Source organism: Hyphomicrobium sp. 99 (assembly GCF_000384335.2).
Taxonomy (GTDB): domain Bacteria; phylum Pseudomonadota; class Alphaproteobacteria; order Rhizobiales; family Hyphomicrobiaceae; genus Hyphomicrobium_B.
This window is the reverse complement of record NZ_KQ031382.1, coordinates 1,388,515-1,412,278: the sequence shown is the minus strand read 5'-3', so window position 1 is coordinate 1,412,278 and position 23,764 is coordinate 1,388,515. Positions and strand designations below refer to the sequence as shown.

The window sequence follows — 23,764 nt, the reverse complement described above, 5'->3', positions numbered from 1 at the left end:
GCCGCATGGCGTTGCGGTTCTGCTACTCTTGCCTTTCGTTGCGGCGGCCACGAACGCCGTCGTAACTGGCACAGGTATCCGGCGACGTGCATTGATCCTTTATGCCGCTTCCTCAAGTTGGCTAGATCAAAATCGAGGCAGCACCGTTGAGTGATCGACTAGTACGATTCCTCGCAACCTTTCAAAGCGTCAGCCCGCATCGGCGATGACCGCCCGTCATTCGATAGCTGTCGAGTCCGTTTCCCTCGCAACCGGTCTGCTTCGGGGCAGTCGCCGCCGATCGGGTTTTGCTTCTAACGTCGGCACTTGATTTAAGAGCGGACGAAAGCGAGGACTCGAGCTGAGCCGAGCCCTCCGCTTCAAGGGAGGTCCGCTATTGGGAGTGGCTGTGTGAAAACGGCAAATCAGTCCATGCTTCCCGCGATCCGACAGGGAGGCCGACATGGGCCGATTTGTGGAAGGCGAGGATCGCCGCCAGCGGACGATGTTGCCCGTTTGCCTCGAGGACTACATCCCCGGGTCCGTGTCGTCGATGCCTTCATTGATGAGCTCGACCTTGCCGCTCTCGGGTTCGAACGCGTTCAACCAGCGGCGACCGGTCGTCCGTCCTATCATCCGGCGACGCTTCTGAAGATCTATCTCTACGGCTATCTCAATCGTATCCAGTCGAGCCGTCGGCTGGAGCGCGAGGCGGCCCGGAATGTCGAGCTGATGTGGCTCACTGGCCGCTTGGTGCTTGACTTCAAGACCATCGCCGATTTTAGAAGAGCGAACAGCACAGCGATCCGTGCAGTCTGCGCGCGCTTCATCGTGATCTGCGGCCAGCTAGGCCATTTCTCGCATGCCGTTGTTGCCGCCATCGACGGCGCCAAGTTCAAGGGCGTCAACTCGCGCGACCGCAACTTCACGAAGGGCAAGCTCAAGCGGCGCCTGGAGCAGGTGGAAGCGAGCATCGAGCGCTACATCGCTTCCTTAGAGGCTGCTGACCTTCAGGAGGGTGAAAGCGTAGAGACAAAAGCCTCGCGCCTGCGGGACAAGATCGCGGCGATGAAGAGCAAGCTTGCCGAACTCAGACAGCTGGAGACGGCTGTTCTGCAAGCGCCGGATCAGCAGATCTCACTCACCGATCCCGACGCCCGGGCAATGGCGACCAGCATGCGTGGCGCCGGCGTCGTCGGTTATAACGTGCAAGCGGCGGTCGATACCGAGCACCATCTGATCGTCGCCCATGACGTCACCAACGTCGTGACCGACCGGACGCTGCTTTCTCCCATGGCGCGCTCGGCAAAGGAGGCCATGGCCGTCGAGAAGATCGATGTCCTCGCCGATCGCGGCTACTTCAGCGGCGAGGAGGTTCTCGCCTGCGAGGCCATCGGCGCAACGCCATACGTACCGAAACCACTTACCTCAAATGCCAAAGCGGCGGGGCGGTTCGGCATGGATGACTTCGCCTACCTCTGTCTATTACTGCGTCAGTTAAAGCTAGAATTTGCTGCTGAAGCCTGCTACTCAAGAGAGCAGTAGCAGCCTCGATTATCGTTTAATATCAATGTCTTATTCCCCGTCCCCTACGGGGCGCCAATTCAAGCTAAGCCATTGACTGCTACGATTTGTTGCTACGAATCGAGCATGTCCGACATGGCCAAATATCCCTTCCTGACCCATCGCTCCGGTTCCCAAAACTGGTAGCGGAGACGTTAAGCGGCTGCGGTGCCAGTGGCTGCCAGATAATACGGCTTCAAACGAAACTTCTTCGCAAGTTCGCCGCCAAAAAGGTTTGATGGCCTCTCGATTACTCGATGGATCACCCATGACATCGCAAAGCAAACGACGATGTACAAAATGGCGATCGTATTCGAGGAGAGTCCAAACTCCACCAGCATCCGCATGAAGCACCACCCCGCGTAACAGTGAAGGACGTAGAGCGGATAACTTATGTTCGCTAGAAATGTCGTCGGTACGGTTGCGCGGAAGTAGTCTCGCAAGAGATAGCATGCCCAAAACACGGCGACCGCGGCAACGTATGACCATACCGGACTCGTCGATAGAATTATCGGGTTCAATAGATTGATCGCTACGAAGATGGAAAGCATCGCTGCCACGATAGCGCAAAATGTTCCATTGCCGATCTTCCGGGCATAATGAAACTGGAACGCGACGCCCACCATAAGGATAAGCAGAAAGTCGCCAAAGAAGACGAATGACCAAAGCGTGCGAACGCCAAATAGGCCAAGATCATTTCGGTTCGGGTACAGATGCCATAAGAGGTATGGGCCAGCGCTAACGGCAACTGCGACGGCGAACACCTTCAAATCAGCGCGCCGAAGCAGGCCCGCGCACAAAGCGGCAAATATATAGAACTTCAGCTCAACCGCTAGCGACCACGATATGCCGTCTAAGCTCAGCACTCCGAAAATTTCGTTTAGCCCGGGCAACAGGTGAACGAGGATTGAGAACTCGTCGAATGGAAGCGCTCTGCCGAAAAACCAACCAGTCGCATAGATCGACAGCAGCATTATCGCAAAGCATGTCAAATACGTCGGCCACAGGCGGAAAAATCGTCTGATGGCGAACTCGCCAACTGACGTCTTGGCGAGAGATATCGATATAACAAAGCCGCTGATGACAAAGAAAATGCCAACGCCAAACGAGCCTAGATCTAGGCCCATAGCATATAGGTAATGGCCCACGAACCAAAGCGCGTTCGGCATTTCGACTGGCGGGGCAATTTCATTGGCATTGATGCGTTGTGCGACAAAGGTCGGATTCCCCCAAAACCCCATCATGTGAGTCGTCATCACGCAAAGGGCAGCGATTCCCCGCAATGCATTTGCGAATTCGACTCGATCTTCCCGCATCCGTTTCTCTCCCCTCGACGGTAGATGTCAGCGCTGGTCAGTTCGATCAACACAGGCCGCGCCGTTTTCCACGTCTTCGTGCTGCGCCACGGTTTCACGCTAGGCGGCTTCCGCGGCTTCGGATCTCGCGAGAAGCGCATCGTCGCGCCGGACACCAGTCGGCCGAGCAGCCCCGGCGGCGAAACCGCGAAGGCGTTGGGATTGGGCTCGTCGTCAAGCGGGATCTTGGCGTCGAGAGCGACTTCGTCGACGCGCATTTTTAATCTCGCGCCAGTTGATGGCCGAGGATGTCTTCATTCTCGTCGGTAGAAACTCATCGACGGTGTCACAACGCTGTGGATCACTCGATGTTATGTGCGCAAGACAGGTCAGCGTCGGCTATACACACCGTTCAGTTGAACTAACCGAACTGAGTATCGCAGCAAAGCATGTTCTCTCACGTACTGTCTTCCTGGCGGCGCAAGCAACGCCGCCGGTATCAACGGCGGTTAGTCCAAGGTGACGCTCTCGCTCGTACATGGCCCAAGAAATTCGCCGAATTTGATCCTCGCGCACAGCTGCGTTTCATCGGCGACACAGAGACAATCAACGGATTATCTCGTGCCTATCGATATGAGGTGAGACGTCAAATCCTGAAGCACGGCACGGCTCACGCTGACGGCAATCAGGTTCTGATTCTTGGCCAGCCGTGGGACTATCCCCGACTGCTGGCAGAACCTCCGGACCGGTTCCACAATGCATACCGGATCGGCCTTTGGGTGTGGGAGCTCGATCAATTTCCCGGCGACTGGAAGTTCGCCCTAGATATCGTCCACGAGATTTGGACTCCTTCATCCTTCAGCGCAAACGCCCTGCGGCGTGGTACCGACTTACCGATCAGAGTCGTTCCTCATGCCGTCGTTTGTCCTGAGGTTTCTCCTCTGTCGCGCGCAGAATTTGGAGTGCGAGAGGATCAGTTCCTAGGGTTGGCGATCATGGATCTTGCCGCCTGCCCGGATCGCAAAAATCCTTTGGCCCACGTTCGCGCGTGGACGCTCGCGTTCGGAGGCGACACGTCTTGCCATCTCTTGATGAAGGTTCGATTCAAAAAAAATACGACCTTTGCACGGCGAGAACTCCTCAGGGAAATTGGGAAGGCGAAAAACATAACTCTCGTGGAGCAAGTCTTCAGCGACAGAGATATGACCGCATTTCAACGCATGGCCGACGTCTACCTTTCGTTGCACCGTGCGGAGGGCTACGGGTTGAATATCCATGAGATGCTCGAACTCGGCGTCCCGACTTTAGCCACGGCTTGGTCCGGAAACATGGACTATATGGAGTGCTACCCGCATTCCGTGCCGGTCCCCTATCGTCTGGTTCCTTACAAAGACAGAACCTTCGCCTATCAGGGAACGAACCTCTCTTGGGCGGAACCTGATATCGAGTTTTCCGCCAGCGCCCTGCGTGAAGTCAGGACGCGTTGGCAGGAAAAGCGTGCAGGTGCGATGGCCTCACGGTATCCAATCGATCTGCCGCGCAACTTCATGTCCGCTATAGGGGCCAACAGCGCCACTTCTCGAAATGTCGATCAGGGTCTCCCGGCATGACTGTCGCTCACGACCGCTACTGGCGAGATGCGGCGGCATTTGTTGCCAGTCGCGATATCGCAAACAAACTTGCGGTGGGTCCTGCTGAATTCCGGACTTTGGTTTCCAGTATTCTTCCATACGATCAGCTGTCTGCTATCGGCACGCCTGATCTGCTCGTGGTGCATAAAGGTCAGATGGACCTTATTGGTGCCGCTAGGTTGGAGGAATTGCTAAGAGATCTGGGGCCCACCTTTGCTAACGAAGTATTCGTGATATTCGCGCGCGACGGACATGATAATTCGATTATGAAATCCGATCATTTCAAAGCATTTCGGAAACTTTTCTCCGCAATGGCTCGGCCGAAAGCCGCACCGGCAATTCAAGAGACGCGGATGGCCGTTTATTTGGGCCAAAACGTAGCGCTCACCAAAACGATATATGGACACAAGATCTACGTCGACACGCGCGATTACTCGTTAACGCCCCACCTTCTTCTCGATGGATATTGGGAGCAGTGGATCACGAACGTATTCCGAGCTTTGGTAAGGCCCGGAATGAAAGTGATCGACATCGGTGCAAATGTCGGTTGGTATTCGCTTCTGGCAGCGGATCTAATTGGCCAATCGGGGCGGCTAGTATCGTTCGAGGCCAATCCCGAACTTTCTGCGATAACGCACAGGAACCTGATGGTAAATGGGTTCCTGGAGAGAAGCACGGTCGTGCCTTGCGCTGTATATAGCGAGTGCAAGGCAATCGATTTCAAAATTTATAACCATTACATGGGCTCAAGCAGCATTTTTGCGACTTCCGACACTGCCGCGGAATTCAATGACTCAATTAGAGAGTTGGCCGTCAATGCGATAACGCTGGATTCTTATTTTCCAGCGGGCACCAAAATTGATTTCATCAAGATTGACGCTGAGGGCGCAGAGCCGTTTATTTTAAAGGGCGCGACGCGTCTTCTAAGTGAAAACCCGAACATCCAGATTATGATGGAATTCGCGCCGTCCATATTAGCGGGTGCTTATGGTTCGATCGAAAAGTTCTATGATGAATTGAAGGCGTACGGTTTCACCATTTTTAGAATCGAGCACGACTCCACTCTCGCGCAGGTCACTTTTGAGGAATTGAGCGCCACGCGTCACTGCGATGTCGTTCTGAAGCGCTGATGCTCAATCCAATGCGAAGCCGGCGGCCTCTATTCCATTTGCACATCCCCAAAACCGGAGGACAAACTTTCGGATTGCGCCTAGCAACTGCTTTCCCGCCCGAAAGCGTCCGTTACATGGAGGGCGACCTAAGCATATCTTCCGACGCGGAAACTTTTGAGGGCCTGCTCAAGTCGAAGCAGTTCATTTCTGCGCATGTGAACGGTCACGTCCTTCAAGGGCATAGCGATTTAGATATCGCTTGCTTGGCACGCGAACCCATCGCTCAGATCATTTCATATTTTCAGCACATCCGGAGAGCGCCAGCGCATCCGCTGCATACCGCGTTGAACAAGCTGTCCTTCTCCAGATCCCTCACGTTGCTGGCCGATAGGTTTTTCAACATTCAAGCACGATATTTGGTCGGCGCCTTTCACCCGCTACAAGAACGCGATCTGCTAAGGCCCCTTGAGCATTGGCTGTTGCCCCGCCTTTATGATTCTATCGACCGTATTCGATGGATTGCTCCAACGGATCGCCTTGATGATTTGGTGGACTTTATCTCCATTGAATTGGGCCTTTCCTCGGGAGGAAAGCGAGCAGACACCAATCAAGCGCCAGACACAGATGCCGCTGAACATCAGAGCATGCAAGAGTGGCTACGACGTCGCGCTGACCTTTTCGCCGTGGATCTCCTCTTATATTCCGAAGTGTGCCGGAGATTCGATGCATATCGCCGTGAGCTTATTGAGCGCCTATGCGCTCGAGATGGAGTTCCGGCCTATGATTCCAACGTAATACACAACGACAATGGAAGCACAATTCGTCTCATATCTGGCTGGTACCCGCCACGGTCAACCCCGAATTGGGGAACTGAAATGCGAATGGGTCCCGGGAAGGTTGCGTCGATTGCTTATAGACGGAACGAAAATCAAAGGCACATCGCATTCAAGGCGGCATTTATTGCCGGAGTCCCCGCCGAGTCTGTGACTTTCATCGATGGCCAAACCTTGCAGAAATTAGACGCCACCGTGCAATCCGGCGACCCTGTGAGAGTATCCATTTCACTCCCTCCTGATCGTCGGGAAGGAGTGCTGATGATCGCAGTTCCTGAAATTTATCCACTCTGCATGTATTCCAATGATTATTCAGATAATGATCGAGTGGCGTTTTCGACGGGCGAATGGCGCTTCACAAACGGAGTTGAATGAAATCTAAATGCTGAGTTCGACAGCTATCCGGCGCATGAGCGCGTCGCGACGAATTATTGTCGACATCACCGACTGGAATAGGTTCTTGTTTGCGGGCAAGCCTATTTCCGGAGTTCATCGTATAACCCTTGGGCTATTACGCGCATGGCAAGAACTTGGATTGCCGTTTGAGATAATCCGGCACGACCCCGAAACCAACCGCCATAAGATTATATCTCACCGGTTTATGGAGGAGGATTTTTCAGATCCAATCTACATTGGTGGAAATGGAATAGAGTATTCCTATAACAAGTATGCACAGCGCCGGGCTCGCTATTTTATCGAATTAGCAAAGGCGAGATTTCAAAAATTTGGAAAAAAGAAGGAGATAATGCACGAAGATTTCGTCGAAGGTAATTACTACCCGCAAGCGGAAGACGTGCTTTACTTCTGCGGAGCCGGTTGGGATGCTCCGGAAACCATGCATGCCGCGCGCAAATGGAAAGCTCAGCATCCTGGATTCCGGTTCGTCGTGCTGGTCCACGATTTCATCCCGCTTATAAGGAAAGTCTACAGAAATCGGCTTGGCACCAGGCAATTTCGGCGGTGGCTGCGGGATGCGGCACGCTCTGTGGATGAGTTCATTTGCATCTCCGACAACACTAAAGCGGACCTCATGCGGTATTGGCGACGGTATGGAGGGCAAAGCGCCCCACGGTGCCGAGTTGTAACCAATCCTCATGAATTCCTTTCCGTGTCCGATACGCGTAATCAACCGATGTCGAACGAGGAATTTTCTGCGGAGACGTTCCTTGCGAATAGAAGTAGGCGCTATCTGCTTACTGTCGGCACGCTCTCCTCACATAAAAACCTCGAGCGCCTTTTGTCTGCCTGGAAAGCGCTGAACTTTTTTCGTGATCCTGAAGCTGACCTCGTGATCGTTGGAGATAACGATCCCCGACAGGTGATGTCGCTATCTCCAATCCGGCGCAACGTTATCCTTTTTCGAAAGCCGCCCGACGACATTCTCAAATTGCTCTATGGGAACGCGTTCTGCAGCATCTTCCCCAGTTTGTACGAGGGATGGGGACTTCCTGTCGGCGAAAGTTTGTGGTTCGGAAAAGTGTGCCTGTGCTCAAAGACCTCCTCTATGCCAGAGGTGGGCCGAGACATGTGCCCTTACTTCGATCCTTACTCTACAGAAGAGATTTTGCACGCCCTAACGAAGGCACTTTTTCAGAAGGAATTCATTCCTTCCTACGAGAAGCGCATCGATAGGGCGAGGATGAAATCATGGTCTACTTATGGTTCCGAAATCCATACTGCACTGTTGAAGATAACGTAGGGTTCGCAGTTCACGGTGCGCCAGCTCAAGTCGCACACACCTCTCACCGGAATGCAGCCCATCGATTTGATCTGATCCATAATGAAAATTTCGAGATCCGAGTCAGCAGTAACAGCTGAAAAACATCAATGAAATCAATGGAAAATGACCCGTCCCCTACGGGGCGCCAATTCACGTTGATAATCATGTCATCTTAAGCGCTTGGCGAAGGTCGGACACTTGTCCATTTTTGGCCTTCGCAAAACGTGGGGCCGCGCTCGCAGCCTGCTTCTTTTGACGAGTGGTTCGCGTGTAATTCTACTCGTAATGCTCTGGCGACTGGAAGTTTGGTAGCTTTTTAGTCCAAACCTAAGAGCAGGCGCTCAGCAGACTTCAGGTTCAATGCTTTCCCTGTATCCTCGCACACCGACCGACCAAGCACCACTGCTGCTTCCGAGCCCAGGACATGGCCGCCACCTGCCACGTCGATCTGATGCTCGCGGCATGCGAAAGCTATCCCGCAGTGGAATTCCTCGATCGATTGAGGAGGCGACGCGCCCCGCGAAGCGAGATCCGCGATCGACCTTGAAGGGCTCCCGCGTATCCTGAGCCCGCGCAAAAATTCACACCGAGGAGAGCCCTGGAATGGCGTGCATGTCACTTGTTGAAGGAGCAGAAACGGGGACGCGAACAGTGCCTGAGCAGCTGATCGGCTGCTGGAAAAGGCACAGCATCGCCTTCAACAACGGAACAGTAGACCGCACCACGCGAGTCCTCTGGCTCCAAACGGCGTCCGGAGTCGCCGACATTCGCATTTCAGCGGAACGTCCCGAGCTGCGCCATCGAACAGGACTCGCGGACTGCAGCCGGGATGAGCTGCTGGCCTTGGCCGAGCAGGACTGCTTCTGTGCGACGACGCTGTTCGATCCCACGACGACGCCTTACCCAATGGCCATTTGGCCGCTTTCGCTCGATCTCTTTCGCTTTCAGCCCGTCGTGAGCTTTCCTGAGCCCGGCTGGCTCGAGTGGAGAGACAACGGCAGCGTGATGCTGGAATACGCCCCAAGCGGCGCGTATGAAGAGGATTGGCGGCTGCTCGAGATGAATCCGGCGTTTGCGATCCATCTTATGAAGACAGAAAATAATGTAACCGAATGCCTTTACCTGACCGGCAACCATGCGGTGCGAGCCCGCAGCCGGCGGCACCCAATTGCGCACAAGAGCCCACTTGTTGAGGTGGTGCGCGGACGGGGCAACGACCTCGGGACGATCCGCGCGATGCTCGATTGCGAGTTCTCCTATGCCCAAAGAAGCGCTGCGTCAGATGAGTACATTGTCGAGCTTTCGACGTTTCCATGGCTTGAAGGGCAAAGTTTGAATTTCGGTTGGATCTTCGACATCGCCCCCGGGCAGGTCGTTGTGCGTGATCCAGATGGGCATGTCTGGAAGGTTGACACCCTGTGGCGAAGAGATCGCGTGTCACCCTGAGTCCTAACGGCAAAGGCACACTCTCTCTACGACAGCAGACGCCCGCGATTGTCGGAAACAGATTTCTGGAAATGAGCGCTCGCCATGAGCGCGGATTTGGGCAATGCACGATCGCATATAAGGAATCCCAGATTTCTTATTTTGAATGCTGTGCCTACCGCTGTTTAGTGCCCCGAAAATCCGTCGCGGCAAGACCTCCGTCGTCTGGGCTGCGACATCTAGGTGCGATACCCCTCGCAGTCTTTCCCATCCCAGATGCGCCCATCATGTCTGAAGTACTCAATGACGCGAATTGGTACGTCAGGCTCGGCACCGCTGCAAAATCGGCCGGGACGCCTGCGTTCTACGAGAACATGCTCCGGCTTTTCGGATCGGGGATCTCGCATGAGTATGGATTTGCCGTTCGTTACGGAAATCCGGAATCGACGGATGTTCTATGCACGACCGGACATCCTGATTTCATCGTCGACGAGTATAAGACGACTTATCATCACGTCGATCCGTTTGGCAGCTTCTGGCGATCGACACGGCGCAAAGGGCTGGTGACTTCGCAGCAGGTACTAAACGACACAGCGGAGAGCCGGCTCTATACGGGCGTATTTCAAAGGCGGGCCAAGATATCCGATGAAATAGGCGTTGTTTTTCCCTCACCGGGAAAAGCGTGCATTGCTTTATTTCTGGAAAGCTCCGACCGGAAATTCTCGGATAAATTGGCAGCTCACATAGAGAACTTATTTCCGGCATTGGAGGGCCTTCATTTCGCGCATCTCGCGCGGACCTTCGGCAAATTATGTGAACTCACACCCGGCGCGGATGACGCAAGCACGACGCCCATCTTGCTCATGGACCGCAAAGGTCAGGTCATCTACCGCAGTGCCAGCTGGCGGGAAGCGGAAGATCAAGAGCCGCGCCTCTCCAACGTTCGCAAAGATATTCGCACGATCGACAGATGCGACTTCGATATTTCGGAAACGATGAGCCTCAAGGTTGCACGACTTCCGGACGACTTCTCCATCGCGCCGGAAGGTCAGATTTGTGTGTTAAATTGGCGTCCTGTTCGCGTTGCCACTGAGAAATTGGCAGCCCTCGACAACCACGCAATCGCGCCGCTTACAAAGCTTGAAAGTGACGTTCTGGAGCTGATCAAGTTGACGAAATCGTCTGGCCAGATCGCTGTGGAACTCGGGATCGCCAAGGGCACGGTCAAGAACTACAAGCAACGGCTATACCGCAAGTTTGCGGTCAACTCCGAGCGCGAACTCCTTGGACTACTCGCGAAGTCGCGCGTCTAGCCGGTCATTGCGGCTGCAAAGCATAGTGAAAATTGGTATAAGCTGTAATTACTGAAAAACTAACGGCTAGTGCCATTCGGCACTATTGCCCTGCAAAAACCGCCAATCCTAAATCGTCCCGGAATTCATTCGAACGCGCGAGTCAACTCTCGCGCAAGACCGGGACAAAGAATGACGACCCTATCGATTTTCGGAATATCCGGAAGTTTATCAAATCCCTCACAAACTCCCCTGTTCGGGTTCCTGAATGCGCTCACCTTGCCGACGGCAATCTACGCGGCCGAAGGCGACTTCTCGAACTATGCCATTGGCAGCTCCGTCATTCATGAACGCATCGAACGCGTCGCGAATGAAGCGCTGATCCAGCTGACGCGGCACTCCCTCCCCGCCTCCCCGGACGAAGTATTCGCGCCCAAGGCCGTTGTTGCCTGAGCGTGAACCCAAGAGATTTCAGGAGATTCTCGATGACAAATTCTGTGGCCACCGCCTCACCCTCGAATGATGCGGTAAAATTTGCCTACTGGGTTCCCAACGTGTCCGGTGGCCTTGTGATCAGCAAGGTCGAGCAACGGACAAGCTGGGATTTCGACTACAATCGGAAGCTTGCCCAAATCGCCGAGGACAGCGGCTTTGAATACGCCTTGAGCCAGATCCGGTTCACCGCCGGGTACGGCGCGGAGTTTCAGCACGAACCTGTGACGTTCAGCCAGGCGCTGTTGTCCGAAACCAAAAAATTGAAGGTCATCGCCGCGCTTCTTCCAGGTCCATGGAATCCGGCTGTCGCCGCAAAGCAGATCGCGACGATCAACAATCTCTATGGCGGCCGCATCGCGGTGAACGTTGTCAGCGGATGGTTTCGCGGGGAGTTTGCGGCCATCGGCGAACATTGGCTGGATCACGATGAACGGTACCGCCGGTCGGAAGAGTTTATTCGGGCGTTGCGCGGAATCTGGTCGGAGGAGAACTTCACGTTCCGCGGCGATTTCTATCGATTCAACAATTACAATCTGAAGCCGAAGCCCATTGATCCGCAGCCGGAGATCTTCCAAGGCGGGTCATCTCGCGCCGCTCGCGACATGGCCTCGCGGGTCTCGGATTGGTATTTTACGAACGGCAACACTCCCGAAGAGATCCGCAAGCAGGTCGACGATATTCGCGCGAAGGCGGCGGCCAACGGTCACTCGGTGAAGATTGGCGTCAATGCTTTTGCGATTGCGCGCGAAACAGAGAGCGAAGCCAGGGACGTTCTGGCTAATATCATCGCGCACGCCGATCCGGACGCCGTCAAAGCCTTCGGTCACGAGGTGAAGAACGCGGGCAAGGCGTCGCCAGAAGGCGATGGCAACTGGGCGAAATCCACGTTCGATGACTTGGTGCAGTACAACGATGGTTTCCGCTCCAATCTCATCGGGACGCCGCAGCAAATCGCAGAACGCATCATCGCGCTGAAGGATGCCGGGGCCGATCTCATCCTGCTCGGATTCCTGCACTTCCAAGAAGAGGTCGAATACTTCGGCCGTCACGTCATTCCGCTCGTGCGTGGGCTGGAGGCAGCTCGGCCATTGGCCGATGCGGCCGAATAAGTCGCGCGAACACACGCACATACAGGCGCCGCCTCCCGGCGCCGTCGTCTCAACCCCCTTCTCTTCTCAGGATCTACACCATGACAATTACGCTTGACGCTCCGAAGCCAGCCAATGCCCAAAACGAGGCCGTTCCAGCACTTCCGCGTCCACAAAAGGATGCGCATGTCATCAAGTCCGACCGCGAGGCGATCGAGGTCGCCACGGAACTCGCCAAGGTCTTCGTCCAAGGCTCGTCCGAACGCGACCGTACGCGCCGCTGGCCCGTGCAGGAGCTGGATGCATTCTCGCAGAGCGGCCTCTGGTCTATCAACGTGCCGAAGAAATTCGGAGGCCCCGAGGTTTCCTACGTCACGCTCGGAAAAGTCATCGAGATCATTTCGGCGGCCGATCCATCCATCGGGCAGATTCCTCAAAACCATCTCGGTGTGCTCGCGGCAATCCGAACAGTTTCCGACGAGGCTCAACAGCGCCTGCTGTTCGGCTTGGCGCTGCGCGGCTACCGCTTCGGCAACGCGTTCTCGGAGTTTGGCTCCAAACGGGCCGTCGACTTCCAGACCAAATTCACGGACGCCGGCGATGACGTCATCGTCAACGGACGGAAATTCTATTCGTCCGGCGCGTTGTTGGCTCATCTCGTTCCAATCGTCACTTTAGACGATCAGGGCCGCGCCTGGTACGCCATCGCCGAGCGTGACGCACCCGGACTGACTGTCATCGACGACTGGTCGGCTTTCGGCCAGCGCACGACGCTGAGCGGCACCGTCATCCTCGACAACGTTCGCGTTCCGAAGACGCATCTCGTCCCCGGCTATAAGGGTTATGAGCGGCCGACTGCGGACGGCGCCATTTTCCAGATCATCCAGGTTGCGGTCGACAACGGCATCGCCAAAGCGGCCATCGACGACACCATCGAGTTCGTCCGGACCAAGTCGCGCGCATGGGTCGACAGCGGACTCGAGCACGCTTGGCAGGATCCCTATACGATCCAGGCCGTCGGAGATCTCAAGCTTCGCTTGCATGCCGCCCAGGCCCTTCTCGAGAAGGCCGGTCAGGCCGTCGATGAAGCGGTCGTCGACGCCACTGCCGAATCCGTTGCCCGCGCACAAATCGCGGTCGCGGAAGCAAAGGTTCTCAGCACGGAGATCGCGATCACTGCCACGAACAAACTGTTCGAACTGGCTGGTACGCGCTCGACGCTCGCGGAACACAATCTCGATCGCCACTGGCGCAACGCGAGAACTCACACACTGCACGATCCGGTTCGCTGGAAGTACGCGATTCTCGGAAACTACTTCCTCAACGGCGTGAACCCGCCACTGCACGCCTGGAGCTGAGGCGGACGTCTCCCGCCACTCACTAACATCATCGAAATCTCAAACTGCATTCTTGAAAGCGGAATAAACCTATGTCTGTCACCACCGCCGACGTTGCCGACGCGGCCGGAGAGGAAGCGCAAGCTTCCTCCATGCGTCGCGTCATCACCTGGAAGAACGTGTTCTGGATTTCTGCGGGTGCGGCCCCGTGGGTTCTATTCTCGATCGGCGCGATGGCCGACACGCTTGGAACGGCGTCTATCCTCGTCTGGACCGTGTCCGCCATCATCGGGTTCATTCAGTGCATCATCTTCGCCGAGCTTGCCGGCGTTTTTCCAAATAAGACCGGCGGCGGATCGGTGTATGGTTCGGTCGCCTGGATCAAATACGGAAAGGTCTTCGCTCCAATCAACATGGGCGGCTATTGGTTCGGCGACTCGACCTCGCTCTCGGTGTTGGCTACGCTCGCCGGCAGCTACATCGTATCGGGATTTTTCAAGGACACGGCTTTCGCATCGTTCTCGATCACACTTCTTGACCTTTCGTCGATCTTGCCGGGAATCGTCCTTCAGCTCAATGCAACGATCATCACCGGCATAGCCGTCCTGCTTTTGGTCTTTGCGGTTCAGCACACGGGCATACTGCGTGCAGCGAGAACGCAATTCGTCATCGCACTTCTTGCGCTTCTTCCGCTCGCCTTCATTGCCATCGCCCCGCTTTTCAACGGAACCATCAACTATGCTAATTTCCAGCCGTTTGAACTGAAAGGCGGCATCGACTGGTTCGGCGCTGCAGGTATCACCGCGCTAGCGGGCGGCTTCCTGGTCGCGGGCTGGAGCACGTACGGCGCCGAGGTCGCTATTGCATACGTGAGTGAACTCAAGGACCCGGGCCGGGACAATATCCGATCAATTTTGTCGACGGGCTTTGTCTCGCTTATTTTATACGTTCTTCTGCCCTTCACGTTCCTCGGTGTGCTCGGCCTCACGGTACTCACTCAGCCGGATTTCGTTGCAGGATACACGCAGCAGGCCGTTGCTGAACTCGCGACGAGGTCCTTTGGCGGCCACTCGGCCTACATCGTAACAATCGTTCTGACGCTTGCGCTCATTCTCTCGGTCGGCACTCTGATGGCGTCGAGCTCGCGCGCTCTCTACCAAGCCTCCGTTGACGGCGTATTTCCGAAGTTCCTCTCCAAGCTCAACAAGCACCGTGCACCTGTCGCTGGAATGTGGGCTGACGTCGCCGTGAACACGTTTCTCATGTTGCTCGGATCGCCGTTGTTCGTGCTCGCTGCCGGCGCCGTGTGCTACCTCACCAGCCTTTCAATGGATCTGATCGCCGTCAAACTGCTGCGGAAGCAATATCCCGACCGCGGCCGTCACTTCCGCGCGCCGGATTTCCTCGTCAACTACGTCGCGCCACTTCTCGCCGCCTTCAACATTGGCGTCGTCCTGCTCGGAGCCAACACGTTCGTGCCTTACGCACTGTTCTACGGAGCGGGCGCACTCGCCATCATAGTGCTTGTCTTCTTCTATCGCCACTACATCGTCGACAAGGGTGAGTGGCCTGAGCAGGCGAAGAAGGATCTCCGCATCGCCTAACAGCGCCCTAGCGCTACTTCGTCAAAAAAACTCATCAGGACACGACAAACATGTCTCTCAACACTACACGCTTGGTCGTCACCGCCGACAATGAAGGTGGATGGGACTACGGCACGCTTCGCGGACCCTATTCGGCGTTCCACATCGCGAACGGCGCCAAATACTGCGTCTATAACAATCGACTGATGCCGGTTAGCCAGAAGATCTCGCGCGAAGAGGGTTATTGGATCCTCAGGCAAAAGGCTGGACTGTTCGACACCGGCGAACGCCCGATCCAAATCTCGGGGCCCGACGCGGAGAAGCTTTGCAACAAAGTCTTCACGCGCAACATCTCGAACTTGAAGCCGGGGCGCGCCGGCTACGCGCTCCTCAGCTATCCGAATGGAAAAATTCTGTGCGACGGCGTACTTCTTCGGCTGGCACAGGATACCTTCTGGTACGTCCAGGCCGATGGCCCGGTGTACTCGTGGCTCATCGCGCACGCTCAGGGTCTGGATGTCGAAATTTCAGATCCGAACTCCTGGGTCGCGCAGGTGCAGGGTCCGGCGGCGCTCGACATATTCGACAAGCTCGTCGAAGGCGGCTTGCCGGCAGATTTCAAATACTTCTCCGTGCGGAAGGCGCGCATCAATGGACAGGACGTGATCGTCTCCCGCACGGGCTGGACGAACGAGGCCGGCTTCGAGTTCTACACGCTGCCGAACGAGCCCAACTACGACGGCGCAGCGCTGTGGAATGCGGTGCTGGGAGCCGGCAAACCGTTCGGGCTCGAAGTTTGCGGGCTCGACTCGATGGAAGTCCGCCGCATCGAAGCGGGCATTCTCAACAACGGGTCCGACATGGATGATACGATGACGCCGTTCGAAGCGGGTCTCGGGGCATTCGTCGATCTTTCGAAGGACGACTTCATCGGCAAAGCGGCGCTCGCTGCCGAAAAAAGGGAATCACGCCTGATCGGGCTCGTAAGCGAAGGTGGCGAGCCGGTGCGCGAAGGCCCCGTAACGATCGCCGGCAAGAAAGTGGGCTTCGTCACTGCGGCTGCCTTCTCTCCATTCCTCGAAGCTGGCATTGCGATCGTACGGCTCGATCAACCTTATGCCGAGGGCACGAAGGTGGAGGTTTTGGGTCGCGACGGCAAAACGCATTCAGCAGTACTGGCCCAGCTGCCTCTCTACGATAAGGAAAAGAAAATTCCCCGCGGACTTATCGTCGACATCCCCGCGCGGAAGAGCGGCGGGAACAAGGAGACCACCAAATCGCGCAAGCCAGAAGCCGTCCATTCATAACCTGACGAGCCATGCGCGGGGAAAAATCAACGTTCCCTGGTTTTTTCCCGGCGCACGGCGACTGCCGCTATCTCGGCACAACTGTCGGCGGTCGTGCGATAAACCTGCGGGCCGCCAAGCTCGCCTTCTGTGGCGTGCTTCTGCTAACCGGGAGAAGCTGCGAAGCTTTTGAGGCGAACACGGGAAATAGTCAGCCGCGCGGCCGCTCAAGACAGTAGGGTGGCAGCGCATTGCCGAACGGCGCCGCATCGTTCGCCGTTTCCGTTTCTATTGTTTATCTATTGTTTAACCGTTTTCGCATCGCACCACAGGCGAGAGCAATCATTCAAAAGCGCGTCGGGGCGGACTAAGCATCGGCTACGCTCCGTTAGCCCGCCAACAGGCCCTTCTTCTCAGATCCGCTCTGCGCGCCGCGTCTGCGCCGGATCGAAAGCTCCGGGCGAGCGCGACAGCCTGCGCCATTACAATCTCTTTTCGATCGGGTGACCGCCAAAATGGTGGAAACCCTCATGACGCGGCCGCGTTTGCAAATGTGGTGCCGCATCGCTCAGCGTGGTCGGACCCACAGCCCTTCGGCCTTTAAGAGACCGATATTGAAATAGAACATGCCAGTCGTCTGTGTACGGCATTGGCGCTACGTCGCACGACGAGAACTAAACCGCGCCGATTTTAACAGTCCGGGTGAGTGATGGCCGATATTGTAATCGTCAATCCGCGCTTCAACACATCCTTCTGGGGCATGGAAAAATGTATGGGATTGCTCGGCAAGCGAGGCAATCTTCCGGTCGCCTGCCTTCCTTTGCTCGCGGCTCTCGTTCCAAAGCACCATGACGTGACGATTCTCGACGAGAACGTCGAGGACTTGGATTTCGCCCGCCTCGGCCGCGCGGACATGGTGTGTGTAACGGGCATGTCGATCCAGGGAACGCGGATGCGCGAAATTTTAAAGGAGGTCCGTACGCGTGGTGTCTTCACCGTTGCGGGCGGCCCAATGGCAACCGTTGAGCCGGAAGAGCTCGAGGATCTCGCCGATGTCATCTTTGTCGGCGAAGCTGACGCAACGTGGCCGCAGTTCCTCAAAGAGTGGGAAACAGGCCAGCACGCCTCCCGCTACGAGCAACACGAAAAGACTGACATGACGACCTTGCCGCAGCCGCGGCTCGATCTCCTCAAATCACAACATTACATGTTCGGCAGCATGCAGATCTCGCGCGGATGTCCGTTCACCTGCGAGTTTTGCGACATCATCGTCACTTTCGGGCGGAAACCGCGTCTGAAATCAACCCAGCAGGTTCTGGCCGAACTCGACGCCTATTATCGCGAAGGCATCAAGATCGTCTTCGTCGTGGACGACAATCTCATTGGCAACAAGAAAGCCATCAAGCCGACGTTACGCGAGATCGCAAAATGGCAGGAAGACCACGCCTATGCACTCACACTCTTCACCGAAGCATCGTTGGACCTCGCGGAGGATGACGAGCTGATGTGCCTTATGGGGCGAGCCGGCTTTCAAAGCGTGTTTATTGGCATTGAAAGCCCCGACGAGGCATCTCTCAGAGAAACAAAGAAACTTCAGAATGTGCGCGAGAGAGCCGGCACGCTCATTGAGCGCGTTAGACGCATTCAAGACAGCGGGCTTGACGTCTGGTGCGGGATGATCGTCGGATTCGATAACGACAAGCCGGCAGCCTTCGATGTTCTTCCGGGATTCCTAGCCGAAGCGAGGATCGCGAACGCTCTCATCGGTTTGCTCCACGCCATTCCGACCACGCCTCTCTTCGATCGCTTGAAAGCCGATGGCAGGTTGAATGACGCAGCCGGCAGTGAGGCTTTCGGCACTAATGTCATTCCGCTCGGCATGTCGCCAGGCATGTTACGCGAGGGTCTGATCAGGGTGACCGAATGCTCGTATTCGGCGAACGCCTATTTCCAGCGTCTCGATGCCCTGTTTATCGACGGGGGATTCAAGTTCGCGGCGCATCAGCTCGCTTACTGGCGGAGCCATCGGTTAGCCTGGGCAAAAAGCTGCTTTGAGAATTATGTCATGTTCCTTGTACTTGCCAGCCGTCTGGTTCATCGCGTCGAAGACAGAGGCTTGGCGCGCCGCTATCGCGCGCAGTTGCTCCGCGCCTTCCGCGCGCGCATGTTTGAGCCTCAGTTGCTCTTCACCTACGCTGTGAAAACGGCAATGCACTATCATTACGAGGCTATAGCGAAGAGCCTTTCGGCGTCGGCCGGTGGTCCGGTCCCGGAGTCAGCGCGCTCGTTTTCGCGCGCTCGATCTCGCGTCACGTCCGATGCGGGTGCGATAGTAGCGGATCGCACGCTGCATTAGACAAGATGAACTCTTTGCTGCCCAGTTCGTTTACGCTGGAGCACGTGCCCGGTGTTAACCGGCCGCAACAGAGAATGATGGACGTGGGCATTTTGCCGGTTTCTGCTCACGACAACAACGCATTGGTACGCGCTGACATCTAACCTGTTCCGGGCACGTGCAGCACTCTAGAGATGGCGAGGGCTCTAACCTTGACATTTATCGAGGCCATCTAGCTTAACTGCGAAGGAAGACTCTTCGACAGTAGTAGATCGTTTATGGATGCCGGCTCCGTCATCAAAGCCAGCGGCATCAAAACGTGCCTGGCGTCACTGGCGAGCCTTTCGGCAGGAGCGCCAAAGTCGAACGCGTAGACTGGGAACCCCGCCGACAGCGCTATCGACAAGGTGTAACAATACGTTTCGGGCAACACTGACGGTAGAAGGACGACATGTGCGTTCTGTTGATCGAGTATCGAGAACACCTCATGGTCTTCGTAACGCCCGGTGACTTTCAAATTTGGCGGCAGCGACTGGAGATTTGTGTAGCCCACCACGACGAATTCGAGCGGCAAAGAACGGCGTATTGCGTCGCGTGCACATTCGAGCAAAATATTGGATCCCTTGTGAGGACCGATAGCGCCGATAACGGCTACCTTTACGAGACCACCCGTATAAGTTCGCGCGACACCAGAATATGTTTGATGGTTTTCGGGATGTGGCTCGACCCGAATGTCAATGTCCGGAAAATACTTCCGCACCCGCCGTCGTGTATCTTCCGAGGGCGCGACGACGCTTCGTGCGGATAGTAGGAACCGGTGATAGGTCTCTCGCCAGGCGCGAATATCCGCCATGCCCGAATTGTCGGCATCTGGATGGATCTCTCTCAGCCTGCCGGGTTTTACCAAGAGACAACGATCACACGCCCGGACGCCGGTCTCGCCGCAATATACGCCGCTATCGTCGATGAGCGTAACCTGCGGACAGATCGCGGTGTAGTCGTGGAGATGAACATCATAGGAAATGCCGGTCGAATCTCTCAGCCGCTCAAGCTTTTCGAAAAGCGAGGCTGACCATCCGACCGTACTATGCACCTCGATCCTGGTTACGTTCAGCTCGACAAGCAAAGCAGCGAACAACCCCTCATCCGCGTGCAAGTCGAAGCTCGGGACGTTAGGTAGGTTGAGACCGTCTCGGTCCGCGCGGAGCAAAATAGCTTCGCCTGCTTTATCCGGGTACGCCGCCAAGATTGCCTCACCCGAGGGCATGCGCGCGGACCGGTCACTCAGGAACTTCTCCACACCTCCACCAAGAGAGTGCGTAAAGACCAACGTCACCGCGCGCGGAGCTTGACGCAGCATGCGAACCACGTCCAGCTTTGCCCGATACACGCGCGCCGGATCGCGTTCGATAAACCTGCCAACGATATTTTGATAATCAGGGTATTTCTGCGTCAGGGTTTGGAGCGCCTTTCGCTTGAGCGTTTTTTCTTTTGCCCCGAACGATCCAGCCCCCGAGTGGAATACAAAAGTGTCCAATGCGTGCTTATTGGAAAACCCTAATTCACTGGCCCTCAGGCAGAAATCATTTTCCTCGCCATAACCGAGGCCAAATAATTCGAAATCAAAGTAGCCGACACTATCGAGTGCGGCGCGGGTGATATACATGCAAAAGCCGACGCCGGTCGGCACTTCAAGAGATCGGCCCTTGTTCACGAGTGCGGCCAGTTGGTCCAACTCCGCGAATTCGATTTCCAGAGCTGCAGGATTGTTGGCGCAGAAGATGGGATAGCTGCAAATCTCGCCATTGTTGGTGAATGGCGTAACAGTTCCCACTGCGGGTTCGATAGCGTGAATGCGAAGCCGATCAATCCAGTTATTGAAAACCAGGGTGTCGCTGTTGAGAATGATGACGTCCCGCGAGGATCGGCTCATCCCGCGATTGATCGTCTTTACGAACCCCAAGTTCACATCGTTCTGCAATAGCGTGAGGAGGCCCATCGTCTCCAGGCGAATGAGAGCTTCGGTGAGCCTCTCATCCGGCGACGCATCGTTGATAACCACCAACTCAAATGCCGTTTGATTTACGCTGGAGAGGACTGAGGCGATGCACGCCAACGTATCCGAATAGCCCTTGAACACGGGGATAACCACATCGACCACAGCAGCATCGCTGACCTGCCTAGTGGGTCCACCCGTGGCGCTGCTAATCTTTTCGAAGAAGCTCCACTCCGGTTCCTTGGGACGATAAGCCGGTTCTGCGACCCCGCGATCCGTACGGCGGAGAAAATGCTTCAGGAGTGCACCGCCACCAACCCGAACGTCCGGATTCGAAAGGTGATAGGCTTCGGGATCGAACTTTTGCGACGGCTTTCTTTTTTCCTTCTCTCCGACGCGGATGTAGTGGAGCAGCGGATTTAAGCCGCTGGCATAGACGTCAGGATTGGTTTTCAAATAGTATGCAGTATCGAATACGCGGTTGGGATTTCGGCCCTCGAAAGCCCCGCACAAAATATAGTGGGCAACGGGTTCAATTCTGGAAGCGCGGACGTCATCGTATTGTCGCAAGTACCAGTCCCGGTCGAAGAGACCGGACCGGCTCAGAGTCCGACACGTCTTCGCGAGTTTGCTTTTGCTGAACTTCCGGGCCAACGTTCCAAGCGCGCTTCGTCGCCGGACGGCAAGGTGACTTTTCAGCACGAACTGCATCAAAGTCGTTGCTTTAAAATCAGCGAGGCGTAGCTGGTCTTCGTGAATATCGTTCGCGGCCGCGCGCCTCACTTTGTGCCCCCAACCGTAACTTTGGCGAACTCAACTGCGTTGGCATCTCGAATGAAGCCAGCGAGCCATGTCCCGAACACGCCCCACATTCTCGGGCTACAGAGGAGCAGGGCCGCTAGCAGGCCGCCGTTCGCTTCGGGTAGCGAAAAGTGTTTCGCATTACCGTTTGCAACGATGTGAGATTGACAAACGCGCCCCTGTAAACCCTGTTCACAGATCCCCATTTCCCAATAAACACAGTTCAACAGAGCGTCAACGGGCAAAAAAAGCGTTCTACTTCAGTGGTTTGCCGCGTATCGCAAACCAGGGCGCACGGGCGCGGGCTATGCGCAGTGGATTGGGTTCACAACTGCATGTCGACGGGCAAGATTTCTTCGCGCAAATCGCTCGCCGTCGAAATGCTGACCATCGACTGCAATGCTATGTGATTGAAGCCGAAGGGGCATGATGCGGGAATTGCGGCACGCGTGTCGTGCTGACCTTTGGCGGGCGCTTGTCGCGCAAAGCGAGAAATGGCTTTTCAACCAGATGCCATGATGCCCAGGCGCAAACGAGCGTCAGAGGCGTGGCGAGAGCAATGAGCGTGTAAGGGGATATCCATCCCGCAAATTGGACAATCAAAATTTTCTGTACGGGCCATGCGAAAATATAGAACCCGTAAGATAGATCGCCAATTTTTCTCATCTCGTCCTGGAGGACGGGCTTGGAGAGGGCGACGACGATGACGCAATAGGGGAGAACTAGGCGGAATAGCGCTATACGTAGTGGGTCATAAGTCACCAAAGTGAGCAGGATCAGACCCAGAGCTGCAAGCCGGAAATCCAAGACTAGCTTGTCCCGGTAGAGCCACATGACGCTTCCTGCGAGAAAGAAGGCGCCATTCCCTAACGTCGAATACGTGCTGCATCCTATGAAAAGCCACGGACCTTGGTTGGTCCACTTCAATCCAAAAACGTTGACGGCAATGAGAAAGCCGCCGAGCACCAAAATGAACATGGAGAGCATCGGCCATTTTTTGATGAGTCCGACCGCCGCAAGAACCGGAAGCAGCAGGTAGAATAGACATTCGATTTGTAGCGTCCACAATGAGCCGTTGATGGAAGCACTCGGAAGTTCCGTGAATACTCCGGGAAGGGTGTACCGTATCGGCCAAATGATGGTGTTCAAGAGATACGACCATGTTTCCGTGCGAGCAAAATAGTCCTGCGGCGGAAGACTGCTGTACAATGGGCCAATGACGAATACGGATATCGCACTTACGACTGCCAGCGCGGGAACGATACGAAGTGCTCGCGAGCATAAATACTGAGAAATTGATCGCGTAACGACTGACCGCGTCACCAGGAAGCCCGATATAACAAAGAAGATGGCCACACCTAACCCGCCGCCGCGTGCTTGGCCCCCAAATATCAGCCCCGTGGGGTCTTCACCGGCTCGATTGAGAAGGTCAAAGCTGTGGCTGAACAGAACGAGCCAAGCGGCGAACAAACGGATCAGGTCAAAATTGTTCTCCCGGCCCGATAGGCCGGACTCAATGGTTCTTTCCAAAGCGCGTATTTCCCCGATTCCCGTTTCTTCGCACTCATTAGCCTAGGACACCTAAGCGATTTTGAAAATGGAATGACCGCCGTCATCCTGATCCGAGCCGCTATCTCTTCCCGGATCGGACTGTGTTTCCGAAGAAGTTCGAATTCAAACTCGAGTCTCCCATCCTTCACGGCAATCGACCATCGAACTACGATATCGTGCAACTCAACCACTACGTCCTCAAATCCCATGAAGAGTGGCTGAAAAAACGAATGAAGGGCCGCGGGTCACTTGCAGCCAGCACGCCTTCAGGTGCACGTCATAATATCGGCGAAAACCACTTCACGGTTCACGACCGGAACCAGGAAGACGATACCCGCATCCTGGATTTTATGAATCGATTGCGCGACCCTTCCGCGTCACGCATCACGATGCTTTTGCCATCTTGAGAACATCGCCGTAGAGGTCGTTGACCCAAGACGAG

General features: G+C 55.6%; 17 protein-coding genes and 1 pseudogene. 14 read left to right on the top strand and 4 right to left on the bottom strand.

The window, feature by feature from the left end; translation table 11 throughout:
- Positions 1-442: 442 nt before the first annotated feature.
- Positions 443-1,455, top strand: a pseudogene (locus tag G359_RS06880) (IS1182 family transposase); the annotation flags it as partial.
- Between the two features lie 242 nt (positions 1,456-1,697).
- Here the strand turns inward: G359_RS06880 and G359_RS06875 are convergent.
- Together G359_RS06875 and G359_RS20380 are read right to left on the bottom strand one after the other, a co-directional pair.
- Positions 1,698-2,783: an acyltransferase family protein gene (locus tag G359_RS06875; protein WP_245280112.1), complete on the bottom strand. Its 1,086-nt coding sequence runs from the start codon at positions 2,781-2,783 to the stop codon at positions 1,698-1,700.
- Between the two features lie 14 nt (positions 2,784-2,797).
- Positions 2,798-3,115, bottom strand: a complete 318-nt coding sequence (locus G359_RS20380; protein ID WP_045835515.1) for a hypothetical protein — start codon at positions 3,113-3,115, stop codon at positions 2,798-2,800.
- Between the two features lie 360 nt (positions 3,116-3,475).
- On the opposite strand from G359_RS20380, the gene G359_RS19640 reads away from it, so the two are divergent.
- The 12 genes from G359_RS19640 to G359_RS06805 all read left to right on the top strand — a co-directional run bounded on the left by G359_RS19640 (position 3,476) and on the right by G359_RS06805 (position 18,995).
- Complete coding sequence (locus G359_RS19640) at positions 3,476-4,447, top strand: glycosyltransferase (protein WP_156150695.1); 972 nt, start codon at positions 3,476-3,478, stop codon at positions 4,445-4,447.
- On the top strand, positions 4,444-5,598 hold the full coding sequence (locus G359_RS19635; RefSeq protein WP_052699236.1) for an FkbM family methyltransferase: 1,155 nt from the start codon (positions 4,444-4,446) through the stop codon (positions 5,596-5,598). The genes G359_RS19640 and G359_RS19635 overlap by 4 nt, the downstream gene beginning before the upstream one ends.
- Positions 5,599-5,714: 116 nt before the next feature.
- Complete coding sequence (locus G359_RS20375) at positions 5,715-6,788, top strand: hypothetical protein (RefSeq protein ID WP_156150694.1); 1,074 nt, start codon at positions 5,715-5,717, stop codon at positions 6,786-6,788.
- Between the two features lie 7 nt (positions 6,789-6,795).
- Positions 6,796-8,112, top strand: a complete 1,317-nt coding sequence (locus G359_RS06845) for a glycosyltransferase family 4 protein (RefSeq protein WP_082072844.1) — start codon at positions 6,796-6,798, stop codon at positions 8,110-8,112.
- 672 nt (positions 8,113-8,784) lie between these two features.
- The gene (locus G359_RS06840; RefSeq protein WP_156150693.1) at positions 8,785-9,579 is read left to right on the top strand and encodes a hypothetical protein; all 795 of its coding nucleotides are present in this window, start codon (positions 8,785-8,787) and stop codon (positions 9,577-9,579) included.
- A 266-nt stretch (positions 9,580-9,845) separates the two neighbouring features.
- Positions 9,846-10,871: a helix-turn-helix transcriptional regulator gene (locus G359_RS06835; RefSeq protein ID WP_045835510.1), complete on the top strand. Its 1,026-nt coding sequence runs from the start codon at positions 9,846-9,848 to the stop codon at positions 10,869-10,871.
- A gap of 171 nt (positions 10,872-11,042) precedes the next feature.
- Positions 11,043-11,303: a hypothetical protein gene (locus G359_RS06830; protein ID WP_052699235.1), complete on the top strand. Its 261-nt coding sequence runs from the start codon at positions 11,043-11,045 to the stop codon at positions 11,301-11,303.
- A gap of 32 nt (positions 11,304-11,335) precedes the next feature.
- Complete coding sequence (sfnG, locus tag G359_RS06825) at positions 11,336-12,454, top strand: dimethylsulfone monooxygenase SfnG (protein WP_045835509.1); 1,119 nt, start codon at positions 11,336-11,338, stop codon at positions 12,452-12,454.
- A gap of 80 nt (positions 12,455-12,534) precedes the next feature.
- Complete coding sequence (locus G359_RS06820) at positions 12,535-13,791, top strand: SfnB family sulfur acquisition oxidoreductase (RefSeq protein WP_045835508.1); 1,257 nt, start codon at positions 12,535-12,537, stop codon at positions 13,789-13,791.
- Positions 13,792-13,862: 71 nt separating this feature from the next.
- Complete coding sequence (locus G359_RS06815) at positions 13,863-15,374, top strand: APC family permease (RefSeq protein ID WP_052699234.1); 1,512 nt, start codon at positions 13,863-13,865, stop codon at positions 15,372-15,374.
- 50 nt (positions 15,375-15,424) lie between these two features.
- On the top strand, positions 15,425-16,660 hold the full coding sequence (locus G359_RS06810) for an aminomethyltransferase family protein (protein WP_045835507.1): 1,236 nt from the start codon (positions 15,425-15,427) through the stop codon (positions 16,658-16,660).
- 688 nt (positions 16,661-17,348) lie between these two features.
- On the top strand, positions 17,349-18,995 hold the full coding sequence (locus G359_RS06805; RefSeq protein WP_045835506.1) for a B12-binding domain-containing radical SAM protein: 1,647 nt from the start codon (positions 17,349-17,351) through the stop codon (positions 18,993-18,995).
- A gap of 211 nt (positions 18,996-19,206) precedes the next feature.
- On the opposite strand, the gene G359_RS06800 is transcribed toward G359_RS06805, so the two are convergent.
- On the bottom strand, positions 19,207-21,114 hold the full coding sequence (locus G359_RS06800; RefSeq protein ID WP_197077542.1) for a glycosyltransferase: 1,908 nt from the start codon (positions 21,112-21,114) through the stop codon (positions 19,207-19,209).
- 1,059 nt (positions 21,115-22,173) lie between these two features.
- The gene (locus G359_RS06790; protein ID WP_045835504.1) at positions 22,174-23,301 is read right to left on the bottom strand and encodes an acyltransferase family protein; all 1,128 of its coding nucleotides are present in this window, start codon (positions 23,299-23,301) and stop codon (positions 22,174-22,176) included.
- Positions 23,302-23,498: 197 nt separating this feature from the next.
- Between G359_RS06790 and G359_RS06785 the strand changes: the two genes are divergently transcribed.
- Positions 23,499-23,729: a hypothetical protein gene (locus G359_RS06785; protein ID WP_210165512.1), complete on the top strand. Its 231-nt coding sequence runs from the start codon at positions 23,499-23,501 to the stop codon at positions 23,727-23,729.
- Positions 23,730-23,764: the final 35 nt, after the last annotated feature.